5 protein-coding genes and 1 riboswitch are annotated in these 10,974 nt (G+C 44.1%); of the genes, 2 read left to right on the top strand and 3 right to left on the bottom strand.

Annotated elements, in window-relative coordinates:
* Positions 1–810 precede the first annotated feature (810 nt).
* Complete coding sequence (locus R7Q46_RS20110) at positions 811–2,142, bottom strand: cation:proton antiporter (RefSeq protein ID WP_053306797.1); 1,332 nt, start codon at positions 2,140–2,142, stop codon at positions 811–813.
* 191 nt (positions 2,143–2,333) lie between these two features.
* Here R7Q46_RS20110 and metH point away from each other — a divergent pair, with 191 nt between their 5' ends.
* Positions 2,334–6,014, top strand: coding sequence for a methionine synthase (gene metH, locus R7Q46_RS20105; RefSeq protein ID WP_318077737.1), 3,681 nt, complete (start codon positions 2,334–2,336; stop codon positions 6,012–6,014).
* A gap of 86 nt (positions 6,015–6,100) precedes the next feature.
* On the opposite strand, the gene lysC is transcribed toward metH, so the two are convergent.
* Complete coding sequence (gene lysC / locus R7Q46_RS20100) at positions 6,101–7,453, bottom strand: lysine-sensitive aspartokinase 3 (RefSeq protein ID WP_042523508.1); 1,353 nt, start codon at positions 7,451–7,453, stop codon at positions 6,101–6,103.
* A gap of 101 nt (positions 7,454–7,554) precedes the next feature.
* A riboswitch (Lysine riboswitch) is annotated at positions 7,555–7,733 on the bottom strand.
* Positions 7,734–7,953: 220 nt separating this feature from the next.
* Between lysC and R7Q46_RS20095 the strand changes: the two genes are divergently transcribed.
* On the top strand, positions 7,954–9,075 hold the full coding sequence (locus R7Q46_RS20095; RefSeq protein WP_017821323.1) for a pyridoxal-phosphate-dependent aminotransferase family protein: 1,122 nt from the start codon (positions 7,954–7,956) through the stop codon (positions 9,073–9,075).
* A gap of 59 nt (positions 9,076–9,134) precedes the next feature.
* Here the strand turns inward: R7Q46_RS20095 and R7Q46_RS20090 are convergent, their stop codons facing one another.
* Entirely contained in the window at positions 9,135–10,916 is a 1,782-nt protein-coding gene (locus R7Q46_RS20090) for a PglL family O-oligosaccharyltransferase (protein WP_031779063.1), read from the bottom strand.
* Between the last annotated feature and the right edge of the window lie 58 nt (positions 10,917–10,974).

Genomic DNA, 10,974 nt, shown 5'->3' with positions numbered 1-10,974 from the left:
GGTAGTTCAGTTGGTTAGAATACCGGCCTGTCACGCCGGGGGTCGCGGGTTCGAGTCCCGTCCACTCCGCCACTTATATTAAGCCTCAGTCGAAAGACTGAGGCTTTTTTCGTTCTGGTTCCCCCGACTTACCTGAAACTCACTTTCATATTGAAACCTTGCATCTAGAGTTACGCTACCCTCTTCACATGGTTTTAATATCGTCGTGAACGAGCTAGCATGTAACTCTGTGCCTTAGTCTTAGCCTTATTCCGATACCAAGCTCTAACCAAAGCTCCTTTTATTCGATATTAGAAAATCTAGTTATGTGACAGAGTTTAATTGTTTGAGGTGTCACTTGTTCCAATTTTGAAAACAGGACGACTTTGAATACAAGTTTAGTCTCACTGAGATCAAGAGGGAAGGGATTTAAACTTCCGTTAAGGCTTTGCTACCTGGGTGCCAGCTCAGTTTTATCTCGGTGAGGTTTCTAACCTGTTTGGGTTCTGAACGCAATCACCCTAAATGTCTCTTTCTCATAAAAATACAAACTCGCTCATTGCTAAGTATTGTGGAAGTTTAGCTTTGATATTTGCGAGGAGCCTATATTGCCAAGAGAAGAGAAGTGATAAATGGGTAAATTAAAAGGCACGTCTATGAATACTATCTATCGGCAATAGTTAGTATCTATGAAAATGCAGCGTAGCGATTCTTCGTATATTTGAAGGTATATCAAAGAATAAGGAGCATTCGTCCTTGAAGGGGAGTCTGAAAATTAGTTATGAAAAAAGCAGCTAGGTAGCTGCTTTTTATCTATTAAGTAACGTGTCTTTAAGAGTCCACTGGCTCCGTATGTTCCGGAGTGGTTATTGCTTGGTTATTCTCTTCCATCTTCTTCTCTTCTGCTTTTGCTTTTTCAATCATTGGGGTGATTGTTGAACCTTGAATGAGGATAGAGAAAACAACGACGGAGTAGGTCATTACAAGAATAATCTCTTTTACATCGATTAACTTATCTTGAATCACCCAAATACCAGATGGAATGGAAAGTGCCATTGCCAATGCAAGGCCCCCGCGTAAGCCGCCCCACGTCAAAATACGTACTGACCACGGGTTATATTTTCTGTAACGCTTAAAGCCAATGTACGAGAGAAATACGCTTAAATAGCGAGCTGCTAGTACAAGAGGGACTGAAATAGCCATCATAATCCAGTCTTCTTTGTGGAATTCAAATAGCAGCATCGACATGCCGATTAGTAGGAATAACACGCCATTCAAGAACTCATCAACAAGCTCCCAAAAATGGTCAAGGTGATCTTCACTCTCTTTTGAAAAGCCAATAAAGCGTGTCCAGTTGCCAATCATAATACCGGATACAACCATCGCGAGTGGGCCTGATACATGGATGTATTCAGCAAATGCGTAACCTGCTGTTGGGACACCAATGGTAAGTAACAATTCCATTGAGTGATCATCGGTGGCACTGATCAAGTAGTGGAATAGCAAACCGAGGACGAAACCATATGTGATACCACCGATAGCTTCTTGGATGAAGAGCAAGGTGACACTACCTACAGTTGGTGCCTCAGTGCCAAATGCAATCGTAAATAGAGTGACGAAGATAACCAAACCGAAGCCATCATTGAAGAGCGATTCTCCTTCAATCTGAGTGGAGATACGTTTAGGAGCATCTAGTTTTTTCACAATAGCCAATACAGCGATTGGGTCAGTTGGCGATATTAGAGCACCAAATAGTAAGCAGTAGACCAAATCAAATTGGATGCCAATTAACTGACAAAACCCATACAGTGCAAATCCAATAAAGAACGTGGAAAACAGTGTGGCTCCAAGGGCTAAAACAGTGATCTCCCACTTTTGATCTTTAAGGTTCGGGAGTTTGATGCCTAGTCCACCAGCAAATAGTAAGAAGCCAAGAATGCCTTTGAGCAAGAAATCTTCGAAGTTAATCCTTGTGACCGTCTCCGTCGCAATTTCGGTGAGATGGAACCAGTTGTTTTGACCCGCAATTAAGATTAGAAGTGAAAGCACCATTGAACCTGCAGTAATCGCAATGGTGGTTTGCATCTTTCCTATCTTGCTGTTTACAAAAGCAATTAGCATCGCAGCTGCGGATAGAAAACATAAAGTATGATAGACCGACATAGAGCTCTCTATTTGTAACATTTTATGAATGGAATTCTCGGCTGATGCTGCTTAAATAGCAAACATTTTTTCGTGATTATTTTGTAAGTTAAGAAGGAGATAAAATAATCATTAATTCCACGTTTAGACGTCTAGACTCCTGAATTTTGTGTGATAGGATGGAAAGATAACTAAAGGAATGAGGCTGTACTGTGGGAAGTAACGTAAGACAACAGATTGAAGCTCAATTGAAGCAACGTATTCTTTTGATTGATGGTGGTATGGGAACCATGATTCAAGGGTACAAACTTGAAGAGCAAGACTATCGAGGAACGCGCTTTGCGGATTGGCATTGTGATCTAAAAGGTAACAACGACCTGTTGGTTCTAAGTCAGCCTCAACTTATCAAGGAAATTCACGCTGCATATTTAGAAGCGGGTGCAGATATTCTTGAGACCAACACTTTTAACGCAACAACCATTGCGATGGCTGACTACGAGATGGAAAGCCTAAGTGAAGAAATTAACTTTGCAGCTGCCAAGCTTGCACGTGAAGTTGCAGACGAATGGACCGAAAAAACACCCGATAAACCGCGTTATGTCGCAGGGGTTTTAGGGCCGACGAACCGCACTTGTTCTATCTCTCCTGATGTAAACGACCCTGGATATCGAAATGTTTCTTTCGACGAGTTAGTTGAGGCTTACTCTGAATCGACTCGAGCGCTGATTAAAGGTGGTTCTGATCTTATTCTTATCGAGACCATCTTCGATACTCTTAACGCTAAGGCTTGTTCATTTGCTGTTGAAAGTGTGTTTGAAGAGATGGGTATTGAGTTACCTGTGATGATCTCGGGGACTATTACTGATGCTTCCGGTAGAACATTATCCGGTCAAACCACAGAAGCGTTTTACAACTCATTACGTCATGTTAAACCGATTTCGTTTGGTTTGAACTGTGCACTTGGCCCGGATGAACTGCGTCCTTATGTTGAAGAGCTCTCGCGTATATCAGAATCTTTTGTTTCCGCTCACCCAAATGCTGGGCTTCCGAATGCATTCGGCGAATACGATTTGTCGCCAGAAGATATGGCTAAGCATGTTAAAGAGTGGGCTCAAAGTGGCTTTTTAAACTTGATTGGTGGGTGTTGTGGTACAACTCCTGAGCACATTCGCCAAATGGCACTCGCGGTTGAAAATATCGCCCCTCGTCAATTACCTGAACTTTCCGTTGCTTGTCGCTTGTCTGGCCTAGAGCCACTCGCTATTGATAAAGACTCTTTATTTATCAATGTCGGTGAGCGTACGAATGTAACCGGTTCTGCGCGTTTTAAGCGCTTGATTAAAGAAGAACTGTACGATGAAGCGCTCGATGTGGCTCGTCAACAAGTTGAAAATGGCGCTCAAATTATCGATATCAACATGGATGAAGGCATGTTGGATGCACAAGCTTGTATGGTTCGCTTTTTAAACCTTTGTGCGTCAGAACCTGAAATCTCAAAAGTACCAATCATGGTTGACTCTTCCAAGTGGGAGGTTATTGAAGCTGGTCTTAAGTGCATCCAAGGCAAAGGCATTGTTAATTCGATCTCACTCAAGGAAGGCAAAGAGAAATTCGTTGAACAAGCTAAGTTGATCCGCCGTTACGGTGCGGCTGTGATTGTGATGGCGTTTGATGAGATTGGGCAAGCAGATACACGTGAGCGCAAAGTAGAAATTTGTACCAACGCTTACCGAATTCTTGTTGATGAAGTGGGCTTTCCACCAGAAGACATCATTTTTGACCCAAACATTTTTGCCATTGCTACGGGGATCGAGGAGCATAATAACTACGCGGTGGATTTCATTGAAGCCGTTGGCGATATCAAACGTGATTTACCACACGCGATGATCTCGGGTGGTGTTTCTAACGTCTCATTCTCTTTCCGTGGCAATAACTATGTACGTGAAGCGATTCACGCGGTGTTCCTCTACCACTGTTTTAAAAACGGTATGGATATGGGGATTGTGAATGCGGGTCAGTTAGAAATCTACGATAACGTGCCTGAAAAATTGCGTGAGGCTGTGGAAGATGTCGTTCTTAACCGTCGCGATGATGCCACTGAGAGGTTGTTAGATATCGCGGCGGAATACGCAGGCAAAGGGGTAGGTAAAGAGGAGGATGCCTCTGCACTTGAGTGGAGAACTTGGCCTGTTGAAAAGCGTTTAGAACACGCGTTAGTGAAAGGAATAACCGAGTTTATCGTTGATGATACCGAAGAGGCACGTGTCAATGCTTCAAAGCCATTAGAGGTGATTGAAGGCCCACTCATGGATGGGATGAACGTCGTCGGAGATTTGTTTGGTGAAGGTAAAATGTTCCTTCCTCAAGTCGTAAAATCTGCACGAGTGATGAAGCAAGCAGTCGCGCATCTGGAGCCCTACATCAATGCAGAAAAGCAGGTGGGACAAACAAACGGTAAGATTTTGCTAGCGACGGTCAAAGGTGATGTACATGATATCGGGAAAAATATCGTTGGCGTTGTATTGCAGTGCAATAACTACGAAATTATCGATCTTGGTGTCATGGTTCCTTGCGAAAAGATCTTAAAAGTAGCGCAAGAAGAGAACGTCGATATTATTGGTTTATCAGGGTTGATCACACCTTCATTAGACGAAATGGTGCATGTTGCAAAAGAGATGGAGCGTCTCGACTTTAACTTACCTCTTCTCATCGGTGGCGCAACAACGTCAAAAGCCCATACAGCAGTTAAGATTGAGCAAAATTACAAGCATCCAGTGGTTTACGTGAACAACGCCTCACGTGCAGTGGGCGTATGTACTTCTCTTCTGTCAGATGAACGTCGCCCTGAATTTGTTGAAAAACTTGAAGCTGATTACGAACGAGTACGTGATCAACATAATCGAAAGAAACCGAGAACCAAACCAGTGACATTAGAAGCGGCTCGAGCGAATAAAGTTGCTATCGATTGGGAAGCTTACACCCCTCCAGTGCCTGTTAAGCCTGGCATTCATATCTTCGATGATTTTGATGTGGCTATATTACGTCAATACATCGATTGGACACCATTCTTTATGACTTGGTCACTTGTGGGTAAGTATCCAACAATTTTCCAACATGAAGAAGTTGGTGAAGAAGCAAAACGTTTATTCGAAGATGCCAACGAGATACTTGATCGAGTTGAGCGAGAAGGTCTGTTAAAAGCGCGTGGAATGTGTGGCTTATTCCCTGCTGCTAGCGTGGGGGACGACATTGAAGTTTATGCTGATGAAACTCGTACCGACGTTGTGAAAGTATTACGTAACTTGCGACAACAGACCGAGAAACCAAAAGGATTCAACTATTGTTTATCCGACTACATCGCACCTAAAGAGTCGGGTAAGCATGATTGGATAGGGGCATTTGCTGTCACTGGTGGTATTGGTGAACGAGAGCTTGCTGATGAATACAAAGCACAGGGAGATGATTACAACGCAATTATGATTCAAGCGGTGGCGGATCGCCTAGCCGAAGCGTTTGCTGAGTATTTGCATGAGCGTGTCCGTAAAGAAATTTGGGGTTATGCTGCGGATGAAGATTTATCTAACGATGATCTCATTCGTGAAAAATACCAAGGTATTCGCCCTGCACCAGGTTATCCAGCGTGCCCTGAGCATACTGAAAAAGGACCGCTTTGGGAGCTACTTAATGTGGAAGAGAATATTGGCATGACTCTAACCTCCAGCTATGCAATGTATCCGGGCGCGTCAGTCTCTGGTTGGTATTTCTCTCATCCTGACTCACGTTACTTTGCGATCGCACAGATCCAAGAAGATCAGCTAGAGAGTTACGCCGATCGTAAGGGGTGGGATAGGATCGAGGCTGAAAAATGGTTAGGGCCAAACATTAACGGTTAAATTGATGTTTACCTCGTCCAAATGTAACAACTAATGAAACAACAAAGGGCTGCAGATACGCAGCTCTTTGTTTTATTGAGTTGAACTTACTTCTCAAACAACTCGGTGTGGAGTTTTTGTATGGCTTGTTTCGATACCGATTCATGGAGCAAGAAGCATAAGTTGTGAGGGCTAGCGCCATAACAAATCATGCGTAGGTTAAAGTCTTCTAGCGTGCCAAAAACCTGTTTCGCGTAGCCTTTACTCTCACTCATGTTGTTACCAATGAGAGCAACGAGGCATAGGTCATGTTCAACTTCTACCTTACATAGCTCTTCTAACTCTTCTCGTACAGCTTGCGGCAGCTGCGGCGCGCCGCCGGATGTATCGGTTTGATCAAGTGTTAACGATACACTGATTTCAGATGTTGTGATCAAATCGACAGATATCTTATGCTTTGCAAGGATCTCAAAAACCTTCGCTAAGAATCCGTATGCGTGGAACATATTGGCGCTGCGTAGCGTTACCATGGTTTGGTTACAACGCAAAGCTAGCGCACGGAATAACGGTGAGCTTTCGACTTGGTGGCGAATCCAAGTTCCCCCTTTTTCAGGCTCTTTCGATGACCCTACAAATACCGGAATGTCGTGGCGTAATGCGGGTACTAGCGTAGAAGGGTGAAGGATTTTAGCGCCAAAGTTAGCCATTTCTGAAGCTTCACTAAAGCTGATCTCGGGAATTGGTGAGGCTTTTGGTGCAATTCGCGGGTCTGTTGTGTAGATACCCGGAACATCAGTCCAGATTTCTAGCCCTGCCGCTTTAACGCTCTCAGCAATTAAGGCGGCGCTGTAATCGCTGCCCCCTCGACCTAATGTTGTTGTATTACCGGCTTCGTCAGATCCTATGAAGCCTTGAGTAACAACAACGGATTGTTGGCAAAGTGGTACGAGTTTATCTTGCGCAAGCGTCGAAATTGCTTCAATGTTTGGCTCCGCGCGACCAAAGTTGTCATCAGTACGCAGCACATCGCGGATATCAAAGCGCACAGCTTGAATGCCTCGCTCACACATTAACTGAGTTAGAATATGCGTCGACATGAGTTCGCCACATGCGACTAAATGATCGGTTAACTTCGCACTAGCTTGGATAGATGCAGCCTCGGCCAGGCTGGTTACGGTATCTAATATGCCATACACCTCGGCAGCAGTTTTCGTGCTGTCTTCGAGCTGAGTTAAAATGGCGTCATGAATGTTGGCCAGATTTTGCAGCAGCTCAGTACGGTGCGTTTGATCCTGAACACCGTTGGCGAGTTCTACCAATAGGTTGGTGACGCCAGAGCAAGCGCTGCTCACGACCAGGCGAGTATTTGGATTGTTTTCGATAATGGTGGCGCAACGACTCATTGCCTCAAAGTTGGCAACACTGGTTCCACCGAATTTAGCTACGTTAAATGCGCTCACTGCGTTCTCCCACGACTTCCTAAAAAATTGTACATCCAATGTTTAGTGAGAAAAGGAACAGAGCAAAAAGAGAGGTATTTAGAATGCTATTTGAAAAATTTACCCTCAGAAGCCCTTCATCAGACTGCGCTGATGACAGTTGATGGGATTCAGCCCAATTCAACCGACAAGTCAAATCCTGCAACTTTGACTTACCTCGGCACTACTCCCCCTCAATGATTGGTGTTGGAATTGCGGTTCCACAAATCATCTACCTGGGTAGCGCTCCTCTTCTACATAAAGCTCAAACATTGAACGGTTTTGAGGCCTTAATGTCAATCAATATTTCAACCTTTATGGTGTTTTTTATTAACGATTTTGTGACACTGGTTTGACCTCTATACTTACGGCTAATTGCTGATAGAGGAAAAATCTATTAGGGTGAAGAACCCTACACCTGAGCCATGTTATTGAATAGAACTTTTAGAATGCTCAGGATAAAAGATAATCAAGGAGCTGACATGTCGATCCAAAGCTTTATTCCACCTCACCGTATTTTAATGGGACCTGGTCCTTCTGATATTTATCCTCAAGTGTTACAAGCACTAAGCCGTCCTACTGTAGGTCACCTTGACCCTCTGTTTATCGGTATGATGGATGAGCTCAAGCAGCTATTGAAGTATGCCTTTCAAACTGACAATGAATTCACTATTGCGGTTTCAGCGCCAGGTAGTGCAGGGATGGAAACCTGCTTTGTAAACTTGATCGAGAAAGGCGACAAAGTGATCGTCTGCCGTAACGGTGTATTTGGTGAACGCATGCGCGAAAATGTCGTCCGTGCTGGTGGCGAAGTTGTTATCGTCGATGATGAGTGGGGGACGCCTGTTTCCATTGATAAAGTCGAGCAAGCACTCGAACAGCACCCAGATACAAAAATTCTTGCTTTTGTGCATGCGGAAACCTCAACTGGTGCAGTCAGTGATGCTCAAGCATTGGGTAAGCTGGCGAAACAGCATAATGCATTATCTATTGTTGATGCGGTGACATCGCTTGGTGGTGTGCCGTTAAAAGTGGATGAATGGCAACTGGATGCGGTTTACTCTGGTAGTCAAAAATGTTTGTCATGTGTACCTGGACTCTCACCAGTGACGTTTTCTCCTGCCGCGATTGAAAAGATTCAAGCAAGAACAACACCAGTACAGAGTTGGTTCCTCGATCAGAGTTTAGTTTTGGGGTATTGGAGTGGAGAAGGCAAGCGTAGTTACCATCATACGGCGCCAGTTAATAGCTTGTATGCGCTTCATGAAGCTTTATTGATACTGAAAAATGAAGGATTAGAAAACGCTTGGGCTCGTCACCAACTGATGCATGAAAAACTCAAAAATGGCTTACAAAAGTTAGGCTTTGAATTTGTTGTGGACGAAGCCCATCGGTTGCCACAATTAAATGCGATTTACGTGCCTGAAGGAATTGATGAAGCAAAAGTTCGTGCTCACTTGCTAGAAACCTATAACCTAGAAATTGGTGCAGGCCTTGGGGCATTAGCTGGTAAAGCGTGGCGTATTGGCTTAATGGGTTACGGCGCTCGATCTGAAAACGTTGCGCTGTGCTTAAAAGCGTTAGAAGAGTCACTCACTGAATAAAATCATACAGCAATGAGATAAAGAAAAGCGAAGGTCATCCCTTCGCTTTTTGGTATTTATTACTCAGCTCCTGAAGTGGGGGCTGGTGAGGCAGAGATTGCTTGAGAAGGTGGTTGGTAATTGACGTCACTGAAATCAATCTTCGGGAACAAAAACTGCGCTTCAGCTCTAATTTGCTCCGCTTTACTTGAGTCATCTAAGCCTTGGTAGGCCAAAATCAAATTATTATAAAATGCAGGGCGAGGCTTATCTTTGATGATTTTTAGCGACCAATCGATATAAGGCTTGATCAAGGTTGCGTCTTGTTGGTACAGCCCAAGGTTTAAAAAAGTGCTATAGACATCCCAATCAAACCTGTCTTTCCAAACTACAGGGTTACTGACTTGATTCAGAATATCAGGGTTAGTTGGTCTAGTGGTCTCAAACTTCGTCAATACATAATTCGTATGTAATGCGCTTACCATGTAAAACGTAAACGCAACGGGAAGTACCAAACTAAAAACACGCAGCAAGCTTTTGGTCACATTACTAAAGCCGACTTGTCGATAACGAGAGACGCGCTGATCGACCCAGTACAGTAGGATAACGAAGATCAACCAATGCACGAGAGAGTGGTAGAAAGGGTATTCCAGTTGTGAGTGCAATACGATAGGTATAAACAAGGCCAGCAACGCAAGACGAGTTCCGCGTTTGGCTTGATAGATTCGATACAGTACTAGTGCCATCGCTAAGAAGATGCCGAGTATTGGCAGCAAGCCACCTTCTACTCCCCAGTAAAGTAGCTCATTATGCGGATGATCCATGGCTGGCAAACCAGCTGGGTAATTCTCATTTAAGGCATGTTGACGAGCCGTATACAGCATGTACTCAGATTCAAACTTGCCATATCCATAACCAGTAAAAGGCTTTTCAATCACCATGTCTAATGTTTGTGGAAAAGTATACGCTCGAGGAGACTCCATATTTACTTTTTCTGCGGCTAACCCACCTCCATCAGGAAAGGCAAGATGCATGACAACGACTGAGAGTAAGAGCCCACTTACAAGTGACACAACCCAGCGGATAAAGCGCCCTTTGGTTGCAAAGCGGTACATGTATGGAATGACCAACAACACGGCGATGACCGAGGCTAACCAACCAGTGCGTGAAGCCAACGCCACAATTAGTGGTAAAGTTAAAACTGGTACGGCATAGAGAAGGTAAACATCGCTTAACTTACGATCGTATTTGTAGGGCTGACGTGCAAGTAAATAGCTGGCAATCACCAACCCTGTCGCAAGAAAGCTGGCCATTACATTGGGCTGTTGGAAAATACCATAAGGACGATTGGCCACCGTGTCGTAACCAAACGGATTGCCTGGTTTGAGATACAGATATTGTGTCAAACCAAAAATGGCTTCGATAACAACCGCAAGGACAATGAACCATAATAGGCGTTGGCGATGTTTATTACTGAAATGAAATTGTTGTAAGACAATAAAGAACAGGACACCACACCACAGGCCAATGAGCTTATTGGCTGCCAAACTGCTATTCGCATTTGGGTACAGAATGGGCACCGTCATGATAAGAGTACTAATGAACAAGCCGATGGTTAGTTTTGAGTAACGTAGTACTCGATTATTCGCAAGTTGGTAACACCCAATGCCTAATGCAAAGCTAAAAGCAATCCAAGTTGTCGCATTGAACGAAAGCGAAAGCCCCGAACCGCCGGGGTTGGGCATGAAAAAGTGCATTGCCAACACAAATAGTGTTGCCAAGGCAATGAGAAACTTGCGATTGAGGGGAACCTGTACTTTTTCGGGAGAAAGCTTTGTTCCACTTACATGTATAGTAGCCATAGTTATTGCGTTGTTTTGAATGAAAAAAGACCAGCACTTGCTGGTCTCGATACTTTAC

It is taken from the genome of Vibrio sp. 811 (assembly GCF_033339195.1).
This window is presented reverse-complemented; position numbering and strand designations above follow the sequence as displayed.